Source organism: Brachybacterium rhamnosum (assembly GCF_039526185.1).
Classification (GTDB): Bacteria; Actinomycetota; Actinomycetes; order Actinomycetales; family Dermabacteraceae; genus Brachybacterium; species Brachybacterium rhamnosum.
The window spans coordinates 1,449,668-1,467,003 of the sequence record NZ_BAAAIS010000002.1 but is presented as its reverse complement, the minus strand read 5'-3'; the positions used below and the strand labels follow the sequence as shown (position 1 = coordinate 1,467,003).

At 71.8% G+C, this 17,336-nt stretch carries 20 protein-coding genes, 2 tRNA genes and 1 pseudogene; 10 read left to right on the top strand and 13 right to left on the bottom strand.

Features of this window, described 5'->3' with window-relative positions; genetic code table 11:
- The first annotated feature begins 17 nt into the window (after positions 1 to 17).
- On the top strand, positions 18 to 902 hold the full coding sequence (locus tag ABD080_RS08570) for a hypothetical protein (protein WP_137770058.1): 885 nt from the start codon (positions 18 to 20) through the stop codon (positions 900 to 902).
- Here the strand turns inward: ABD080_RS08570 and ABD080_RS08565 are convergent.
- The 9 genes and pseudogenes from ABD080_RS08565 to ABD080_RS08525 all read right to left on the bottom strand — a co-directional run bounded on the left by ABD080_RS08565 (position 892) and on the right by ABD080_RS08525 (position 7,090).
- Positions 892 to 1,944, bottom strand: coding sequence for an acyltransferase family protein (locus ABD080_RS08565; protein ID WP_343904395.1), 1,053 nt, complete (start codon positions 1,942 to 1,944; stop codon positions 892 to 894). The genes ABD080_RS08570 and ABD080_RS08565 overlap by 11 nt on opposite strands.
- A gap of 98 nt (positions 1,945 to 2,042) precedes the next feature.
- On the bottom strand, positions 2,043 to 2,549 hold the full coding sequence (locus ABD080_RS08560; protein ID WP_343904394.1) for a phosphotransferase: 507 nt from the start codon (positions 2,547 to 2,549) through the stop codon (positions 2,043 to 2,045).
- 15 nt (positions 2,550 to 2,564) lie between these two features.
- Positions 2,565 to 2,807, bottom strand: a complete 243-nt coding sequence (locus ABD080_RS08555) for a hypothetical protein (RefSeq protein ID WP_343904393.1) — start codon at positions 2,805 to 2,807, stop codon at positions 2,565 to 2,567.
- A gap of 67 nt (positions 2,808 to 2,874) precedes the next feature.
- The gene (locus tag ABD080_RS08550) at positions 2,875 to 3,093 is read right to left on the bottom strand and encodes a hypothetical protein (protein ID WP_137770056.1); all 219 of its coding nucleotides are present in this window, start codon (positions 3,091 to 3,093) and stop codon (positions 2,875 to 2,877) included.
- A gap of 146 nt (positions 3,094 to 3,239) precedes the next feature.
- Positions 3,240 to 4,046 (bottom strand): DUF4184 family protein, encoded by an 807-nt coding sequence (locus ABD080_RS08545; protein ID WP_343904392.1) that lies wholly within the window; start codon positions 4,044 to 4,046, stop codon positions 3,240 to 3,242.
- Positions 4,047 to 4,126: 80 nt separating this feature from the next.
- Positions 4,127 to 5,578, bottom strand: coding sequence for a hypothetical protein (locus ABD080_RS08540; RefSeq protein ID WP_343904391.1), 1,452 nt, complete (start codon positions 5,576 to 5,578; stop codon positions 4,127 to 4,129).
- Positions 5,579 to 6,049: 471 nt separating this feature from the next.
- Positions 6,050 to 6,152: transfer RNA gene (locus ABD080_RS08535), tRNA-Lys, on the bottom strand.
- Positions 6,153 to 6,302: 150 nt separating this feature from the next.
- Positions 6,303 to 6,698 (bottom strand): annotated as a pseudogene (locus ABD080_RS08530) (arsenate reductase ArsC); the annotation flags it as partial.
- Between the two features lie 26 nt (positions 6,699 to 6,724).
- Positions 6,725 to 7,090 carry an ArsR/SmtB family transcription factor gene (locus ABD080_RS08525; protein WP_137770053.1) on the bottom strand — a complete coding sequence of 122 codons (366 nt, stop codon included), beginning with the start codon at positions 7,088 to 7,090 and terminating at the stop codon, positions 6,725 to 6,727.
- A gap of 81 nt (positions 7,091 to 7,171) precedes the next feature.
- Here ABD080_RS08525 and arsB point away from each other — a divergent pair, with 81 nt between their 5' ends.
- Together arsB and ABD080_RS08515 are read left to right on the top strand one after the other, a co-directional pair.
- Positions 7,172 to 8,263 carry an ACR3 family arsenite efflux transporter gene (gene arsB, locus ABD080_RS08520; protein WP_343904390.1) on the top strand — a complete coding sequence of 364 codons (1,092 nt, stop codon included), beginning with the start codon at positions 7,172 to 7,174 and terminating at the stop codon, positions 8,261 to 8,263.
- Positions 8,264 to 8,286: 23 nt separating this feature from the next.
- Positions 8,287 to 8,715, top strand: coding sequence for an arsenate-mycothiol transferase ArsC (locus tag ABD080_RS08515; RefSeq protein ID WP_137771682.1), 429 nt, complete (start codon positions 8,287 to 8,289; stop codon positions 8,713 to 8,715).
- A 373-nt stretch (positions 8,716 to 9,088) separates the two neighbouring features.
- Here the strand turns inward: ABD080_RS08515 and ABD080_RS08510 are convergent.
- Positions 9,089 to 9,161, bottom strand: a tRNA-Lys gene (locus ABD080_RS08510).
- Between the two features lie 81 nt (positions 9,162 to 9,242).
- On the bottom strand, positions 9,243 to 9,416 hold the full coding sequence (locus ABD080_RS08505; protein ID WP_343904389.1) for a hypothetical protein: 174 nt from the start codon (positions 9,414 to 9,416) through the stop codon (positions 9,243 to 9,245).
- Positions 9,417 to 9,624: 208 nt separating this feature from the next.
- On the opposite strand from ABD080_RS08505, the gene ABD080_RS08500 reads away from it, so the two are divergent.
- Positions 9,625 to 10,287, top strand: coding sequence for an IMPACT family protein (locus ABD080_RS08500; protein WP_343904388.1), 663 nt, complete (start codon positions 9,625 to 9,627; stop codon positions 10,285 to 10,287).
- Positions 10,288 to 10,297: 10 nt separating this feature from the next.
- On the opposite strand, the gene ABD080_RS08495 is transcribed toward ABD080_RS08500, so the two are convergent.
- Positions 10,298 to 11,026, bottom strand: a complete 729-nt coding sequence (locus ABD080_RS08495) for a hypothetical protein (protein ID WP_343904387.1) — start codon at positions 11,024 to 11,026, stop codon at positions 10,298 to 10,300.
- Between the two features lie 108 nt (positions 11,027 to 11,134).
- Here ABD080_RS08495 and ABD080_RS08490 point away from each other — a divergent pair, with 108 nt between their 5' ends.
- From ABD080_RS08490 to ABD080_RS08480, 3 genes are all read left to right on the top strand, one after another.
- Positions 11,135 to 11,911 carry an IclR family transcriptional regulator gene (locus ABD080_RS08490; RefSeq protein ID WP_343904386.1) on the top strand — a complete coding sequence of 259 codons (777 nt, stop codon included), beginning with the start codon at positions 11,135 to 11,137 and terminating at the stop codon, positions 11,909 to 11,911.
- A gap of 190 nt (positions 11,912 to 12,101) precedes the next feature.
- On the top strand, positions 12,102 to 12,872 hold the full coding sequence (locus ABD080_RS08485) for an SDR family oxidoreductase (protein WP_343904385.1): 771 nt from the start codon (positions 12,102 to 12,104) through the stop codon (positions 12,870 to 12,872).
- Between the two features lie 76 nt (positions 12,873 to 12,948).
- Positions 12,949 to 14,352: a GntP family permease gene (locus ABD080_RS08480; RefSeq protein WP_137770046.1), complete on the top strand. Its 1,404-nt coding sequence runs from the start codon at positions 12,949 to 12,951 to the stop codon at positions 14,350 to 14,352.
- 96 nt (positions 14,353 to 14,448) lie between these two features.
- Here ABD080_RS08480 and ABD080_RS08475 read toward each other — a convergent pair whose 3' ends face one another.
- The gene (locus ABD080_RS08475; RefSeq protein WP_137770045.1) at positions 14,449 to 14,733 is read right to left on the bottom strand and encodes a GlsB/YeaQ/YmgE family stress response membrane protein; all 285 of its coding nucleotides are present in this window, start codon (positions 14,731 to 14,733) and stop codon (positions 14,449 to 14,451) included.
- Between the two features lie 297 nt (positions 14,734 to 15,030).
- Between ABD080_RS08475 and ABD080_RS08470 the strand changes: the two genes are divergently transcribed.
- The 3 genes from ABD080_RS08470 to ABD080_RS08460 are packed head-to-tail and all read left to right on the top strand — an operon-like array spanning position 15,031 to position 17,311.
- Positions 15,031 to 16,245, top strand: coding sequence for an inorganic phosphate transporter (locus ABD080_RS08470; protein WP_343904384.1), 1,215 nt, complete (start codon positions 15,031 to 15,033; stop codon positions 16,243 to 16,245).
- Positions 16,246 to 16,247: 2 nt separating this feature from the next.
- Positions 16,248 to 16,532 carry a hypothetical protein gene (locus ABD080_RS08465; RefSeq protein ID WP_137770043.1) on the top strand — a complete coding sequence of 95 codons (285 nt, stop codon included), beginning with the start codon at positions 16,248 to 16,250 and terminating at the stop codon, positions 16,530 to 16,532.
- Positions 16,533 to 16,549: 17 nt separating this feature from the next.
- Positions 16,550 to 17,311, top strand: coding sequence for a DUF3349 domain-containing protein (locus ABD080_RS08460; protein WP_343904383.1), 762 nt, complete (start codon positions 16,550 to 16,552; stop codon positions 17,309 to 17,311).
- Positions 17,312 to 17,336: the final 25 nt, after the last annotated feature.

The window sequence follows — 17,336 nt, the reverse complement described above, 5'->3', positions numbered from 1 at the left end:
CAAGGGGGAAGAGAAGCATGGGCACCACCACACGCATCCCGCGGGCCGTCCTGGCCCTCGCCGCGAGCACGGCCCTGCTGGGCCTCGCGGCCTGCAGCTCGGGCAGCGCGACCGCCGAGGGGACGGACGGCGAGGCCACCACGAGCATCGCGGCGACCACCACGGACGCCCAGGAGAGCACGGGGATGGACGCATCCGACGGGGGCGGTACGCCGGTCGCGAGCGACGGCGGGGACGGGGCCGCCGCATCCGGCGGCGACCGCGCCTCGATCGTGCTCGAGCTCGACGTGCCGGAGGACTCCTCCGGCCACGCCGACGGGGCAGCGGTCGTCTCCGCGGAGGAACTCGGCGCCACCCTCGGAGCGACCCTCGGGGGCGACGCCACCTGCGAGGACGACCTCGATATGGAGCCGGGGAACGCCGCCACCTGCAACGGGCCCGCGAGCTCCGAGGGCACCGTGGACACGGTCCCCTGGACCGCCTACCCCGTCATGGTGCCCGCCGACGGCGCGTTCCCGGACGGGAGCACCACGGCGCTGCTCTTCGTGCGCGGGGAGAGCGCCCCCGACGGCCTCGAGTCGATCCTCGACGAGCGGGACGTGCTCACCGGACTCGGCTTCGGCTCCATGTTCGGCGCCTCGGACCTCAGCGCCGAGCAGCTCGCCCAGGACACCCTCGAGGTGCTCACCTCGGAGAATGCCTACGTCCCGCTCACGGACGCCGATTTCAGCGAGGTGACCTGCGAGGACGGCATGAGCTCGGAGCAGTTCCAGGCGCTCGAGCCGGTCACCTGCGAGGCGGCGACGGAGAGCGGGGAGAGCTACCCGCTCACCGTCGCGCCGGGCCCCTTCGCGGAGAACGACCCGGGGCTGCTGGTCGGGATCCGGATCGTCACGGGCTGATGGGATCGGGGCGGTGCAGGGCCGTGCCCCGTGCCGCTCCCCCGCCGGCCGCGATGCGACGGCGCCGGAGGTCCGGGAAGACGTACAGCCACGGGGTGCGCGGTCGCAGGTGCACCGCGCCGATGCACGCGGCGAGGGTGACGGTGCCGAGGATCAGCGCGCCCGGCAGACCGTCGGGCAGCGGCAGGTAGCGGGTGAGGATTTCGAGCACGGGCAGGTGCACGACGTACATGACGATCGAGCTGCGGCCCATCCACTCGAGCGCCCGCACGGGGGCGACGCGCGGGAGGCGCTGCGCCACCCCGATCGCGCCGAGGATCCCGATGACCACGACGACCTGGTCGAGCACGGGGATCTGCGGCTCGCCGTCCGCCCGCACGGCGAGGACCGCCCAGATCATCGCGACGACGATCCCGGGCACGGCCACCGCGAGCGGGACCTTCCGCGCGAGCAGGGTCCGGCCGAGCGCCGCGCCCGCGAAGAAGAACACCGCGTAGTAGACGAACTTGTCCGGGCGCAGCCCGTACAGGTCCGGGGAGACACCGAACAGCGGCGCGGCCGTCCAGACCACGATGCTCGCGATCGCGACCCAGCCCGGCGGCACGCGCTTCAGCACCAGGCCCACCACGTAGTAGCTCAGCAGCGCCATGAGGAACCACGTGTACATCCCGTTGATCCACCACAGCGGCTCGGCGGAGGACTCGAACAGCTGGGTGGCACCGAGGACGAGCGACCACACGAGCCACGGCCACAGGAGGTTGCGGGCCTTGCCCTCGAGGAAGCGGCCCGGCGGCTTCCTCAGCGAGCGGGGCAGCAGCATCCCGGAGACGAACAGCAGCATCGGCATGCGGAACGGGGTCGCCGCCTGGGCGATGACCACGAGCGCGCGCGGCGTGTCGCCGTCCCAGATCCCCTGGAGGATCTCGAGGTGCAGCAGGACCACGAGCAGGATCGCCGTCCCGCGCACGAGGTCCATCCAGTGATGGCGGGCGCGCGGCACGGGCACGAGATCGGCGGCGCGATCGGTGACAGGCGTGGACATGGTCGTCCACGGTACGGTCCGTGCGCCGCGAGCGCTCCCCTTCGGGCCGACACGGTGTGTCGCGCCACGTCCTCCCGGCCGCGCCCCGGGCACCCGGCTCAAGGGGCGGGATCGTCCATCCGGGCGCGGAGCACGTCGAACTCGCAGCCCGGCGCGCCCGGGTCGAAGCCGTGCTCGAGCAGCCAGCGCGCGGCCGTCAGACTGCGCAGCGACCACCAGGCCCGGATCGCGGTGCGGTCCGCGGGCTCCCGGCCGTCGCCGTCGTAGCCGGCGAGCAGATCCTCGAGGCGCTCCTCGTGGCCGAGGGTGAGCACGGCGAGGTCCATCATCGGATCGCCCGGGGCGGCCTCGGACCAGTCGATGATCCCAGTGACCTCGTCACCATCGACGAACACGTGCGTGATCTGCAGGTCCCCGTGGATGAATGCCGGCGCCACGGGCCGCAGCGCCTGCTCGGCGATCGCCCGATTGCGGTGCACCAGCTCGGCGGGGATCACGGCGCTCGCCAGCAGCCAGTTGCATTCGCGGTCCAGCTCCGCCTGCAGCTCCGCGGCCAGGCGCATCGTGCCGGGTGGAAGCGGCGCCTCGTGCAGCCGCCGGATCACCCGCCCGGCAGCGTGCTAGGCGCCGGCCGTGGCCGGGGAGGGTTCGCCCGGCACGCCGAGCGCACGGCCCGGGACGCGCGCGATCGCGAGCACGGGCGGCCGGTGCCAGAGCACGGGCGGGGTCGGCACGGGGGCGAGCTGCACCCCGCGGATCTCGACGGCGGCGTGGGCGGGATCCGCGTCGACCTTGAGGAACACGTCCCCCACGCGCAGCGTCGCCCGCTCGCTGTGGGCGACGACGACCTCGATCTCGTTCATGCCACCAGGATGTCGCTCGATCTCCGGGCTGTCCTCTACTTTCCGGCCGACGGCCGGGAGGGCCCGGTCAGGCGGGAACGGGCGGGGCGGCGAGCACGGTCGGCGCGGTGAGAGCGGCGGGGGCCGCGACCGCGGCGATCCAGTCGGCGAGCCTCTTCCCGGGGAGCGGGCCGACGGTCACCTCCGTCTCCCCGCTGGTGCAGGTGACCCAGATCCCTGCGGAGTCGGCGTGCAGGGTCAGGGCGTCGGTGTCGACGTCGGTCAGCTCGAGTGCGGGATGGTTCATGATCGCTCCGGATCCTCCGCCGGTGGCCGTCGTTGGTCGATGAAACGGCGGCACCGGATGGACGGATAGTACGCACGCCCGAAGCCCCGACAGGTCTCGGGAATGTAAAGGTTTCCGCTTTCACCGCTGTGAATCGTTTTCGCAGGTCACCCGCGTTTTTGTGACCCGTCGGAAACCTGCTGGGGAAAGCGCTTGGAGCGCCCTCGCAGGGCGATCGCGAGGGCGAGCACGAGCAGTCCCCAGAGCCCGCAGGCGGTGGGCAGGACCCCCATGAGGCGGTAGGCCTCACCACCCGTGCCGGGCACCCCCGAGTGCGCCGCACCCAGGACGAGAGCGCCGGCCATGAGCAGCGGGAGTGACAGCCAGCAGCCCCACCGGACCACGCCCGGTGCCGGCCGGACCGGTGCGATCGACTGCCTGCTGAGGCGCAGCGCGCCCCAGACGGCGAGCACCACGAGCCCGCCGATGCCCGAGGTGTACTGCACGACCTTGTAGCCGGGCAGCGGCCCCCACATCGCCGCGAGCTCCGGCACCCACTGCGTGCCGGCGCGGTGCGCATGGCTGAACGCGTCCCACAGGAGGTGGCTGCCGACGCCCGCGGCGAGCAGGAGCAGCAGGACCACCGATGCTCTCACCGAGGGGAAGGTCTCCCGGATCGCGCCGTCGCCGCTCCCGTCCCAGCACGACGGCAGCCGCTCGCCCACCCGTGGCGGTGCGAGCGCGCGGGCGGCGGGCCGCAGCAGGCCGCGCCAGATCAGCAGCAGGCCGAGGGCGAGCAGCGCGGTGACGGGGATCCAGCGTTGGTCATGGGTGAACGGGTAGACATTCGGGACGATCCCGCGCAGGAACAGCGGGAGGTCCGGGGCCATCGCACCGACGGCGAGCGGCGCGGCCACCCGGGCGCGGCGCGCGAACGGCAGCGCGACGATCGCGTGACTCGGGGTGAACGGCATGGCCGCATGCTAGATCGGCGGCGAGAGCTCAGCCGTCCGACGGCCGCCCGCGCTTTCGAAGGCGGCGGGCCACCCCGCGCTCACACCCCGGGGAAGAACGGCGCCGGCGGCGCCTGGCCGGGTGCGGCCGGCCCGTCGGCCAGGCCCTGCTCGGTGCGGCGCGCCCGGGCGGAGCGGCGGAACCAGTTCACGAGGAATCCCGGCACGAAGCGGTCCACGAACGGTGCGCCGAACCGGGAGATCGCCTCGATCACCGCGCCGATGACGAAGGCGAGCAGGGGCATCCAGAGGGCGAGGCCCATGTGCACCACGATCGAGCCCATCATCCCCAGGTGCGCCTGCGCGCTCGTCCACACCAGAGCGAGCAGGACCATCGACCACGCGGTGTAGGCGAGCGGGAGGGCGGCCCACGAGGCGACCAGGGCGATGACGTTCCCCTTCTCGATCTCGCGGCCCCGGTTCCACAGCACGGCGACCAGGAGCGGCACGACGAGGGCGATCAGCACCATCGGGACCCACACGTACCAGGGCAGGTCGAAGAACCAGACGTACTCGCCGTCGCGGCGCAGCCCGAGGCTCTCGACGTCGCCCTGCGTGCTCACGCGCACCGGCACGACCAGCATCCCGAGCCCGGGCAGGAGGGCGAGGGCCGTCGGCCCCCAGATCGGGAGGGAGAGGAGCAGGGGCAGGACGGAGCCGCCGTCACCGTCGACGGCGAGGCCGATCGCGCCGCCGATCACGCCGAGGATCCCGACCGGGATCGCGAAGGTGAGCGCGTGGACGAGGGCGAGGCGGAAGCCGGCGGCGAGGTCCGCGACGAGCGGCCACCAGCGCGGCTTCGTCAGCCCTGCCATGTGGCCGAGGAACAGCGGCACCGTGATCAGCGCCCAGGTCCCGAAGAACATGTCCGCCCCGGCGGAGTGCATCGACAGCGACATCCCGAGGGACTCGTCGGCGTAGGAGAACGCGGTGAGGCGCACGATGATCACGGCGACGATCGCGACGCCCAGACCGGAGATGCCGGACCACAGGGCCGCGCCGAGCACGCCGTTGCTGCTCCAGCGGCGCTGCGCGAGGCGCGCCAGCACGAAGCCGGCGACGGCCATCGCGATCGTGATCAGCAGCGGGAGACCGCGCCAGCTCAAGCTGAAGCTGCCGAAGAACCCGAGGTCCATGTGCATCTCGTAGGAGCCGAAGGAGGCGAGGGAGACCAGCTGGAAGGGGATCCCGAGGAGTCCCACGATCGACTCGAACGCGCCGTCGCTGCTCGAGGGTGTGGTGCTGCCGCCGGTGGGGTCGAGGGTGCCGCCGGTGACGTCGCCGGTGTCCGCGGTGAGCGCGGCGGCGACGGCGGAGGCGATGACGACCAGCGAGGCCAGCAGCGCGATGATGTAGGCGACGGCCCCGGCGATGAAGGTGGGCAGCGGGTTCCCGATGCCGATCTTCTTCAGGGTCGCGCCGAGCTGCGCCGTCGACAGGTTCGAGCCGGGCGCCGGCTGCCATGCTGGCTGCGGCTCCGGGGCGCTGGGCACTGCGGCACTCGGCACAGCGGCACTGGGTGCCGAGGCGCTGGGCACCAGCGCGCCGTGCTGCCCGGGCGCCTGTCCCGGCTGCACCCCGCCCGGCTGCGCCGGGCTCCCGTTGCCGCCATAGGACTGATTCCACTCCGACATCTGCGTCCCTCTCACGTGCCTGACTCTTCTGGGCGCGGTGATGTACCCCCGAGCGGGAGTTTATCCGGGGGTGGGGACGATCCCGAGGCCGGGTGACCGGCCGTTCGGTGCCGGGCGCTAAGCCGGCGCCTGCGCCGTCGCGACCGTCGGGTGGCACTCGATCATCGCCGCGGGACGGGGCCGAGGGGCGGATCGAGGGCGGCAGGGCCAGGGCCTCCCGCGAAAAGACTGGTCATCATGTACATGATGACCAGTCTTCTCCGGCCATGAACCAGTCCGGAGCGGGCCGACGGGGTGCTCGCGGACCCCGGGATCGTGGCGTGACCAGGGTGAACCCGGAGGGGATCGAACCCTCGACCCGCGGATGAAAAGTCCGCCAGAGCATCGGCCGCAGAGCGTGTACAAGCAGGTCAGAGGGCTGGTACTGCTACCCGAAGCGCGACGGACACCATCGCGTTGCTGTCAAGAGGTGTTCGAGACGAGTCGGCATCTGTTCCTTGGGGATGGTGTCTCCAGAAGCCCTCGTCACACGTGCGCTCGGCTTTCCTCGACCTTGGATTGGAATGTCGAGTGGCTCGCGGGACAGCAAGCTGCCGATGAGCTCCTTGATGCGGGTACGGATCTCGTCGCGCACCGAGCGGACTTCCGCGACGCCCTTGCCGGCTGGGTCCTCGAGCTTCCAGTCCTCGTACCGCTTGCCGGGGTAGTAGGGGCAGGCGTCGCCGCATCCCATGGTGATGACCACATCGGAGGCCTGGACGGAATCGGGAGTGAGGATCTTCGGCTTCTGGTGGCAGATCTCGATGCCGACCTCCGCCATGGCCTCCACCGCTGCGGGGTTGATCGAGTCGGCGGGCGCAGACCCGGCGGAGGGGACCTCGATGCGGTCCCCGGCGAGCTCTCGCAGCCACCCGGCTGCCATCCGAGCTCGACCGGCGTTGTGGACACAGACGAACAAGACGCTGGGGCGAACGGTCAGGAGAGCCTCCCGACCGGGGGTGAGGTTCAGGCGATGTCGAGGAACGCACGGAGCTCGGCGAAAGCTGACGGGACGACGGAGTAGTGGGCCCAGCGGCCTTTCTGCTCGCGCGTGAGCAGGCCGGCGTCGACGAGCTTCTTCATGTGGTGGCTCACGGTGGGCTGACTGATGCCGAGCGGCTCGGTGAGATCGCATGCGCAGACCGATTCGCAGCCCTGGGCGGCGACGTGGGACAGGAGCCGGAGGCGCGTGGGGTCGGACAGCGCCTTCAGGAGAGAGGCGATCCGCTCGGCGTCGACAGTGTCGACAGGGCCTGCGGACAGCGTGCAGCACTCGCCAGAGCCGGTCCTCGCCGCGAATCCGGTGGCTGTGGCGTCGGTCGTCGTGGTCACGCCCTCACCTTACATTGACAGTCATCGATGTGGACCATAGCGTGCTCATCGATAGCCGTCGATGGAAGGTTCCGAGGTCTGATGAGTACGACCACCAAGGACGTGGAGCAGCCGCGCGTGATGAAGGAGATGTCCTTTCTCGACCGCTGGCTCCCGGTATGGATCCTGGCCGCCATGGCCGTGGGACTCCTGCTGGGGCGGTTCGTCCCCGGCCTGAACACCGCGCTGGAGGCGGTGAAGATCGGATCCGTGTCCCTGCCCATCGCGATCGGAGTGCTGGTGATGATGTATCCGGTCCTGGCGAAGGTCCGCTACGACGAGACCCGGAGAATCGGAGCTGACCGACGCCTGCTGGTGACCTCGCTGGTGCTGAACTGGATCGTCGGACCGGCCCTCATGTTCGGCCTCGCGTGGATCTTCCTTGCCGACCTGCCGGAGTACCGGACCGGCCTGATCATCGTCGGTCTCGCGCGCTGCATCGCGATGGTCCTCATCTGGAACGACCTCGCCTGCGGTGATCGCGAAGCTGCCGCCGTGCTGGTCGCGATCAACTCCGTCTTCCAGGTGATCGCCTTCGGTGCCCTGGGCTGGTTCTACCTCCAGGCGCTGCCGTCGTGGCTGGGGCTGCCGACCACGTCGGCCGAGTTCTCGATCGGCGCGATCGTCCTCAGCGTGCTGATCTTCCTCGGGATCCCTCTGGTCGCCGGGTTCCTGACCCGCATCCTCGGCGAGCGGGCGAAGGGCCGGACCTGGTACGAGGAGCGGTTCCTCCCGAGGATCGGCCCGTGGGCGCTGTACGGGCTGCTGTTCACCATCGTGCTGCTGTTCGCCCTCCAAGGCGACGCGATCCTCTCCGCCCCGGGCGACGTGGCCCGCATCGCTCTGCCGCTGCTGGTCTACTTCGTGGTCATGTTCCTGGGGTCCTTCCTGTTCGGACGGGCGATCGGCCTGAACTACGCGAAGTCCGCGACCGTCGCGTTCACCGCCTCGGGCAACAACTTCGAGCTCGCCATCGCCGTCGCCATCGGCACCTTCGGCGTCACCTCCGGCCAGGCCCTCGCCGGTGTCGTCGGCCCCCTGATCGAGGTCCCGGTCCTCGTCGCCCTCGTCTACGTCGCTCTCGCGATGGGCCGCCGGCTCTTCCCCGGCGACGCGACCGTTCCCACACGATGAACCAGCAGAGAGATCGAGTCACCATGACCGCGAAACGCCCCGCAGTCCTGTTCGTGTGCGTGAAGAACGGCGGTAAGTCCCAGATGGCGGCCGCCCTCATGCGCCATCACGCCGGAGATGCCGTCGAGGTGCACTCCGCCGGCACCCGCCCCGGCACCGCCATCAATGCCCAGTCCGCGGAGGCGATTGCCGAGGTCGGCGCGGACATGTCCTCCGCCGTCCCGCAGCCGGTCACCTCCGAGCTGCTGCGCAGCGTCGATCACGTGATCGTCATCGGCGGCGAAGCCGTCATCGAACCCGTCGAGGGAATGACCGCGCCGGTCACCACCTGGCACACCGATGAGCCCTCCCTGAGGGGCATCGAAGGGATGGAGCGCATGCGCCTGGTGCGGGACGACATCGACGCCCGCGTCCGTGCACTCCTGAACGACCTCACCCCTACCGCGAACTGACCACGTTTGCAGCGACACGGCCCGACCTCGCCACCGCATGGAACTCGCCTCCCTGGTCGTCATCGACCCTGGTCCCATCGGCCCGGCCGCTGCCGCCCACCTCTGAGAACGCGGCTCTCGGCTCCTTGCCCCGGATGCCGGACCCGTCAATAGAGCGGCGCCTACCAGCGCCTCCGCCTGGGCACTCGCGCAGGCGAGACCGCGCTTCGACACCGATCGGTCGCCGACATGGTTCTCGCACCGTGTACACCCTGCTCGTCCCGCGGACGCAGCCGGCAGGCACTCCCCGCCATACGGGCCGGGTGTGCGACCAAGTTCCCGTCGACTCCCCACAGGACGCGGCCATGTCGCCGACGACAGGCTTCGACCAGGGTGGGCCCGGTGGGGATCGAACCCACGACCCGCGGATTAAAAGTCCGATGCTCTGCCGACTGAGCTACAGGCCCGTGCCCGCCAGGCGGGCCGTCCCATCGTAGCGGCGGGACGGGCCGTGGCGGGCACGAGCCTGCGGTGCGGGCAGGGGCCGGTCAGGCGGTGCGGCGGCGCTGCACGACCATCCAGCTGATGCCCGCGAGGAGCAGCAGGAAGCCGAGGACGCCGCCGAGCACGGCGATCAGCACGCCGCCGACGCCGCTGACGATGCCGCCGATGGAGAGGGGCGGGCCGAGGGCGACGGGGATGCCGGCGACGACGCTGAGCACGAGGATCAGGGCACCGATGACCAGGAAGGAGGACCACGGGCCCCTTGGAGCGGCGCTTCGGAGGGGCGGCGGGGCCGGGCTGCCACTGGCCGCCCGGCGGGGCACCGGGGTATCCGGCGGTCATGAGCGGCTCCTTCATCGGTCCGTCCAGGATCTGCCCAGGCTGTCGCCCGTCCTAGACTCTCCACCATGTCTGAAGCCGGTCACCGTGCCTGATCCGCTGGTCCTCGCCGCCGACGTCGAGACGGAGCTCGTGGAGAAGCGGTCCCAGTTCCTCACGCGTCTGCACCGCGTCACCTCGGTGGAGGAGGCCGAGGAGCGGATCCTCGCGGCGCGCAGGGACCATCCCTCCGCGCGCCACCGCTGCACGGCCCTCGTGATCGGGGAGACGGAGACCGCGGCGGTGGTGCACCGCTCGAGCGACGACGGGGAGCCGTCGGGCACGGCGGGGATGCCGATGCTGCAGTCGCTGCTGCATGCGGAGCTCACGGACACCCTCGCGATCGTCATCCGCTACTTCGGCGGGGTGAAGCTCGGTGCGGGCGGGCTGGTGCGCGCGTACACGGCCGGCGTGGAGCAGGCGGTCGCCGCGGCGACGCTGCTGCGCCGCACCACGTTGAGCGTCGCGCGGATCGAGGTGGGCCACGCCGATGCGGGCGCGGCGGAGCATGCGGTGCGGACCTGGGCCGAGGCGCACGGCGCCGCGATGGAGCCCACCACCTACGGGTCCCGCACGGCCGTGCTGACGGTGCTCGTCGAGCCTTCCCTGCTGGAGGAGCTGCGGGCCGATGCCGCGCGGTGGTCCGCGGGCCGGGCACGGGTCGAGGAGGCCGGGTCGCGCCTCGCGGACGTCCCGCTCGCCCGATCCTGACGCCTGCTTCTCAGAGCCCGGGCACGTCGACGTACCAGTCCGGCACGGTCTTCAGGGGCCGGCACGATCCTTCGGCGGAGCCGACGAGCAGCGTGAGCACCTCGAAGGCCGTGTCCCGGGCGAGGGTCGCGAACTCCTCGATCCGCTCCTCCGGCACCACGGGGTGCACCCAGCGCCAGTGGGAGGCAGGCTCGTCGCGCAGGTCCACGGGATCGCGGGAGATCGCGAAGGCGGTGCCGGGCGGTCGCACGGCGTCGAGCACCGCCTCGAGCACGGGCCCCAGGTCGCCGTCCTCGACCCGGGCGAGGCTGTCCCCGCTGCCGCGACCGCTCGCGACCTCGACGACGAGCGTCCCGGAGGCGGCCTCCTCCTCCCAGGCGAGGGCCTGGATCGAGTAGACCGCGCCGGGAGCGTCGAACTGCTCCATGAGCACGCGGGCCAGCAGCTGGGACCGCTGGATCGCGGCGGCCGCCCCGGGCACGCCCGCACGCCAGGGCACGCCGACGTCCACGGCGAGCGCCCCCTCGAGCCGGCCGCGCTGGGCGTACGCCTCCCGGGGCACGACGTTCGCGTTGTACAGCCACGCGTAGTGGGGCACCTCGAGGGCCTCGAGGAGCGCCGGGTCCGCGTGCTCCCGGCGGGCCAGGGGCGTCGCCTCCGGGCGCGCGGTGAGGCCGAAGCGATCACACAGATGCTCCAGCTGCTCCTCGGGGGCGGGGGCTCGTCGGCGGGCGGCCATGCCCCCACGGTATCGGGGCGGCCCGGTCCGGGACGGGCCGCACGGTCCGGGGACATGGCCCTCCCGCCGCTAGGATCCCTGCAGTCCCCACCCCGGAGAGAGGCACCGATGCCCGACGTGAAGGATCCCGCCCCGGCCGTCAGCCGCGCCCTGCGCGTGCTCACCGTGCTCGGCGCCTCCCCCGCGCAGCCGATGACGCTGACGACGATCGCCCGAGAGCTCGGGATCGCGAAGTCCTCGACCTCGAACCTGTGCGCGGCCCTCGAGCAGGGCCGGATGATCCGACGCGTCGAGGGCGGCTACGTGCTGGGCATGCGCACGGCGGAGCTGGGCGGCCAGTTCGCCCTCCAGTTCCACCAGATCCGGGAGTTCTTCCCCGTGGTCGAGGAGGAGGCGGAGCTCGCCGGGGAGCTCGTGCAGATCGCGGCGCACGACGACCTCGACACCCTGTACCTCGTCCGCTACGAGGGGCGCGAGCGGCGCCTCGGATCGCCGTTGGGCACCCGCCTGCCGCTCGTGCTCACCGCGACCGGCCTCGCGATGCTCTCCGCCATGCCGGAGGCGGCGGTCGAGGACGTCCTCGCCCGCACGGAGATCCCGGCGCTCACGTCGCGCACGTCGACCTCCTCCGCGGCGATCCGCGCGCAGATCGAGCAGGCCCGCGAGCGGGGCGTCGCGATCGACGAGGGCGCCTCGACGGTGGGCGTCACCGGGATCGCGGCGCCGCTGCCGCCGTGGCACCCGGCCGATCCGATGCTCGCGGTGGGCACGGCGATCCCCTCCGCGGAGCTCGACCCTGCGCGCATCGAGACGATCTCCGCGGCGATCCTGCGCGTCGCCGCGGCACTGACGAATCCGCTCGGCGCGGCCTCGCGCCGCCGCTGAGCACTCTCCCCGTCTCCCCCGCCTCCGCCGCTCCTCCGGGAGAGGATGAGGGCGACCTGTCTCACACTGCCTCACGGTTCAGGATGCTGAACCGTGTTCCCCAGAGAGGACCGGGTGTCGTAGTCTGGCGCCGGTCCTCGTCACCCGTCGACGAGCACCACCGACATCGCCTCGCCAATGGAGCCGCCCCATGTCCGTCGCCGCCTTCGACCTCAGCGGTCGCCTCGCCCTCGTCACCGGATCCACCCGCGGGATCGGCCGGACCCTCGCCGAGGGGCTCTCCGCCGCCGGCGCGACCGTCGTCGTCCACGGCCGCAGCCTCGAGCAGGCCACCGCCGAGGCCGCCGCGATCACCGCCGCGACCGGCACCCCGGCCCTCGCGACCGCCTTCGACGTCACCGACACCGCCCAGATTGACACGGCCCTCACCGCGCTCGAGGCGGAGCACGGCGCCCTCGACGTGCTCGTGAACAACGCCGGCATCCAGCGCCGCGCCCCGCTCACCGAGTTCACCGACGAGGACTGGGACGACCTCGTCGCCACGAACCTCTCGAGCGCCTTCAAGTGCGCCCGCCGCGCCGCCGCCGGCATGATCGCCCGCGGCTCCGGCCGCATCATCAACATCGGCTCCGTGCAGTCCCAGCTCGCGCGCCCCTCGATCGCCGCCTACAGCGCGACCAAGGGCGGCATCGTCATGCTCACCAAGGGCCTCACCGCCGATCTCGCGCCCCACGGTGTCCAGGTCAACGCCCTCGCCCCCGGGTACTTCGCGACCGAGCTGACCGCCGCCCTCGTCGCCGACGAGGAGTTCTCCGCCTGGGTCGCCGGGCGCACGCCCGCCGGCCGCTGGGGCGCGACCGCGGACCTCGTGGGCCCGCTCGTCTTCCTCGCCTCCGACGCGGCCGCCTTCGTCAACGGCCAGACCCTGTACGTCGACGGCGGCATGACCGCCGTCATCTGATCCCCCGGAGGCCCCGCCTCCGCGTCCCACCACACCCCTCACCCCTCACCCCTCACCTCGACAAAGGAGTCCGACGATGGACGATCTCGTCCTGAACTGGGATCTCGGCACGGGCGGTCTGCTGATCCTCGCCGTCGCCGCGATCGCCGGCCTGCTCGTCATGATCATGGCGCTGCGCATGCACGCCTTCCTCGCCCTGCTCATCACGAGCCTGCTCACCGCCGTCATCGCCGGCGTGCCCGCCAACCGCCTGCTCGAGGCGATCGGCTTCGGCTTCAACTCGACGCTGGGCAACGTCATGCTGCTCGTGGGCCTCGGCGCGATGCTCGGCCGCATGATCGAGGCCTCCGGCGGCGCCCAGGTCCTCGCCGAGAAGATGATCGACCTGTTCGGCGAGCGCCGCGCGGGCATGGCCCTCTCCGTGGCGAGCCTGCTCATGGGCTTCCCGATCTTCTTCGACGCCGGCCTCGTCGTCATGATGCCGATCATCTACGCGGTGGCCCGCCGCACCGGCGCCTCGTTCCTCTCGATCGCCTTCCCGAGCGCCGTGGCGTTCTCGGCGATGCACATCTTCTCCCCGCCGCACCCCGGCCCCGTCGCCGCCTCGAACATCATGGGCGCCGACGTCGGCCTCGTGCTGCTCGTGGGCCTCGTGTTCGCGCTCATCATCTGGGCGACCGTCGCGCCGCTCGCCGGCAAGGTCTTCGGCGACCACATCCGCGTGCCCGTCCCCACGATCCTCGACTCGAACTCCGAGGAGACGGGCTTCGAGTCCCGCCCGTCGGTCCCCGCGATCATCTCCATGCTGCTGCTGCCGCTCGTCCTGATCCTGCTCAACACCGGCCTGAACACCCTCGCCGCGACGAAGGACGACCCCGACGCCTTCAAGGCCCTGCCGGTCGTGCAGGTGCTGCGCGTCCTCGGCGAGACCCCGATCGCGCTGCTCATCACCGTGCTGGTCTCGATGGTCGTGCTCGGCTGGGGCGCGGGGAAGAGCGGCACCCTCATCGAGAAGATCCAGGACTCCGCCCTCGGCCCGATCTGCTCCGTCGTCGTCGTCACCGGCGCGGGCGGCATGTTCGGCGGCGTGCTCCGCCTGACGGGCATCGGCGACGCGGTCGCCGGCTCGCTCAACAGCCTCGGCATGCCCGTGATCGTCGCGGCGTTCCTCATCGCCCAGATCGTGCGCATCGCGCAGGGCTCGGCGACGGTCGCGCTGACCACCGCCGCCTCCCTCATGACGGCCGTCGTGGCCGCCGGGGACTTCAACGCCCTGCAGGTCGTGGCGATCGTCATGGCGATGTCCGCGGGCTCCGTGGGCGTCGCGCACGTCAACGACTCGGGCTTCTGGCTGGTCTCCCGCTTCTTCGGCCTCTCGATGAAGCAGACCCTCGCCAGCTGGACCCTCATCCAGACCGCGATGGCCGTCGTCGGCTTCGCGCTCTCGCTCGTGCTGTTCGGGATCGCCTCGGTCGTCTGACCCGCGCCCAGGACGGCGGAAGCCCGGGACCGATCGGCGGATCGGTCCCGGGCTTCGTCGTTCCCGGGGGCCGGCACGGGGCCGGCGCGGGGAGGCTCAGGCGCGGTTGCGCGTGGCCAGGCCGTAGATCGCCATGACGACGATCGCGCCGACCACGGCGAGCAGGATCGTGCCGATGCTCCAGGGGTTGTTCATGATCCCTGAGATGCCGTCACCGCCGAAGAGGCTGCCGATGAAGCCGCCGACGACCGCGCCGACGACACCGAGGACGATGGTCATGCCCAGGCCCATGGCCTGCTTGCCCGGCATGACGGCGCGGGCGAGCAGCCCGATGATGGCGCCGATGATGAGCCACGAGATGATCAGGCCGATGAGACCCATGTCGTTCTCTCCTTACGTTCGGGGGAAGGGCGGAGGCGCAGACGCCTCCGTTCTCATAATGCCCTCCGACGAGCCGGAATGCCTGGAGTTCGGACGGACACGCCGGTCATCGCGACCGCGCGGTAGAGCGCACCCCTCCTGTGCAACGCGCGGGAGGGCCGACGCCGGCAGGCGCGGAGACGGCGCGTGTGATCTCGCGAACTCCCGCGGGCATCCCCGCACGTGGAAGGTGAACGGCAGATGAACGGCTCGATCGGCGGGTGGCACGGGGGCGGCGCCCGGTCGCATCCTGACGTCATGACCGGAGAACTCGTCATCCTCCTGCTGCTGATCGTCACGGCAGTCGCTTTCGACTTCACCAACGGCTTCCACGACACCGGCAACGCGATGGCGACCTCCATCGCGACCGGCGCGCTGAAGCCCAAGGTCGCCGTCGCGCTCTCGGCGATCCTCAACCTCGTCGGCGGGTTCCTCTCCGTCGAGGTCGCGGTCACCGTGACCACCTCGGTGCTGAAGATCCAGGACACCGACACGGGCGCCCTCATGGCTGGCCTCGATGCGGAGACGGCGATGTTCATCATCTTCGCCGGCCTCGTCGGCGGCATCCTGTGGAACCTGCTCACCTGGCTCCTGGGCCTGCCCTCCTCCTCGTCCCACGCCCTGTTCGGCGGCCTGCTCGGCGCGGGCCTCGCGGCGCTCGGGACCGCCGGCATCAACTGGTCCGGCCTCACCGCGAAGGTGATCATCCCGGCCCTGCTCTCCCCCTTCATCGCCGGCCTCGTCGCCGCGATCGGCGTGTGGCTCGTGTTCCGCGTGACCCGTGGCGTGCGCGAGGCCCGCCGTGAGCGCGGCTTCCGCTACGGCCAGATCGCGACCGCCTCCCTCGTCTCCCTCGCCCACGGCACGGGCGACGCGCAGAAGACGATGGGCGTCATCGCCCTCGGCCTCATCGCCCACGGCACCCTCTCCGACCAGGAGATCGAGGCCAACGGCCTCCCGGTCTGGATCATCGTCCTGTGCGCCGGCGCGATCGCGCTCGGCACCTACCTGGGCGGCTGGCGGATCATCCGCACCCTCGGCAAGGGTCTCGTCGAGCTCGACTCCCCGCAGGGCATGGCCGCCGAGGCCTCCTCCGCGGCGATCATCCTCACCTCGAGCCACCTCGGCATGGCGCTGTCCACGACCCACGTCGCGACCGGCTCGATCATCGGCTCCGGCGTCGGCCGACCCGGCGCGAAGGTGCGCTGGGGCGTCGCCGGCCGGATGGTCGTCGGCTGGCTCATGACCCTCCCGGCCGCCGCGATCGTCGGCGCCGTGACCTACTTCGTCGGCCACCTCGTGGGCGGCGTCGGCGGCGCCTTCCTCGTCTTCGGGATCCTCGTGGTCGCCGGCGGCGCGATCTACCGCCGCTCGCAGCAGCAGAAGGTCGACCACACGAACGTCAACGCCGAGTGGGAGGGTGAGGGCACCGAGCTCGCGCCCGAGCTCGCCACCGCAGGGAAGGACGCCTGACCATGGACATCGACCTCACCTCGATCGCCACCAGCACCCTCAGCGTGATCGTCGTCGGCATCCTGCTGGGCGCCGGTCTCCCCCTCCTGTTCAGCCTCGGCATCGTGCTGCAGGACCGCGGCGCCGGCGGCGAGCACGCCGACGGCAGCATCACCGCGCCGAACCCCGCCGCGCGCTACGCCTCCTGGGCGGTCTTCGCGGTCGTCGCGCTCGTGGTGCTCTACGGCCTGCTGTTCATCACCAAGGGCTCGATCAGCCACTACCTGGGCATCGAGCTCCCCCTCTGAGCCGGAACGGACCGACCATGGCCAACCCCGTCAGCCGTGTCCTGGACTGGCTGCACGCCGGCTACCCGGACGGCATCCCGCCCCGCGACTACACCCCCCTCCTCGCGCTGCTCACCCGCACCCTGAGCGAGTCCGAGGTCGACGAGATCGTCGCCTCGGTCATCACCGAGAACCCCGACGGCCGCATCGCCCCCGAGGCGGTCCACGAGAGCATCGAGCAGCGCAAGCGCGCCGCCGCGACCCCGGAGGACGTGCACCGCGTCGCCGGTCGACTCGCGGCCGTCGGCTGGCCGCTCAGCGACTCCCCCGACGACGACGAGCTCCGCGCCGTGGCCCGCGCCCACGAGGCCGCCGCGGGCGCCGGCACGAGCACCGGCAGCGGCGCCGACGGCGGCACCGTCGGCCCGGCCGCCGTCACCACCGGCACCACCGGGGAGATCCCGCCCCCGGATCCCGCCGCCGAGGGCGCCGCGCTCGGGGTCCCCTCCCCGAACGCCGCCCAGCGGGTCATCTCCTGGCTCACCGAGGGCTACCCCGACGGCATCCCCGCCACCGACCGCGTGCCGCTCATGGCGCTGCTGCGCCGCCGGCTCACGGACAAGGAGGTCGAGGAGGTCGCCGCGCGGCTGATCGACGACGCGCGCGCCGGGGACATCGACACCGTCGACGCCGGCACGCTCATCACCCGCTACACCGACGAGCTCCCCGCCGAGCAGGACATGGCGCGCCTCGCCTCCCATCTCGCCGAGAAGGGCTGGCCGCTCCGCGCCGAGGGCTGAGGTCCCCAGCGGAGGACGCGCAGGT